The following is a 962-nucleotide window of genomic DNA, read 5'->3' as shown; positions in this document are numbered from 1 at the left end:
GCATATACGTATTAAAGAACACAATTCTCCACTCAGTATTATAAGATAAGAACGCACGGAGAAAATAATTTTCATTCCAATACCACCCATTCGTTAGCCACTCAGACGGATAGTCAAAAGGATAAAACACGTCATGGAAGTGAACAAAAACACCTGGTTGAAGGCGCGGCAATATCTCAAACATGAGGTGGTGCAAGTCACTATCACACTTCACTACATGACTCGAGTCGATGAACAATAAATCACCCGACTCTAAAGCTAATAAAACTTCAGATGGAACGTCTTGAATCCTTTTGTCGATTAGTCTGACTTGCTCTCTATCGCCATCTTTGAGCAAGCTGAGAAGCCGATCAGGGTACGGTTCAATGAAAGTAATCTCCGGTCTCTGAGAAAAGACACTGTCAATAGTGTCCAGCATGACAGCTGATGAAAATCCTGAACCGATTTCGATGATTCTTTTCGGTTTGTACTTTCTTAGAAAGCAATACAGAAAAATAGCGTCGGAATAGCTAAACCATGTATTGTCATAATAGTATCTGTGGACAGGTTCTGGTTCTTCTGGGAATGGAAGGTCTTTATAGAAGTCTATGTATTCATTGAGTAATTCATTCTGGCTCTTCTCGTTTAGTTCAACTCCTAAAAGTTGACTATTTGGTGGTTTTCTTGATTTTACATATGCAAATACGTCTTCTTCTGCCGGGATGGGAGAATAATAGTGACCTGCTGGGAACGCCCCTGTTTCCGCACCTGCTCGGTGAGGTTTTTAATGAATGGCAAGTTCTTGATAAATGTCTCAATGAATCTTTTCATGGTCTTTCCATTTGAAGGCTAACAAGACTTCGACCTCAAATATGAGATAAAAGCCAACCTAGAAATTTGTCAAAACTGACGGATTGTTTATAATTGACCCGTAAAATTGATGTCAAGTGTTTTATTTCTTCACGGGTTCAGATTCTCCCATT

The 962-nt window shown here is 39.5% G+C and carries 1 protein-coding gene; it reads right to left on the bottom strand.

Features of this window, described 5'->3' with window-relative positions; all coding sequences use genetic code 11:
* Positions 1-418 (bottom strand): class I SAM-dependent methyltransferase (locus HUK38_RS14610; protein WP_182585047.1); only part of this gene is annotated, 418 nt, incomplete at its 3' end.
* Positions 419-962 lie beyond the last annotated feature (544 nt).

The organism is Thiospirillum jenense (genome assembly GCF_014145225.1).
Classification (GTDB): domain Bacteria; phylum Pseudomonadota; class Gammaproteobacteria; order Chromatiales; family Chromatiaceae; genus Thiospirillum; species Thiospirillum jenense.
Note: the sequence above shows the minus strand (reverse complement) of the source record. Positions and strands in the feature narration are given on the sequence as shown.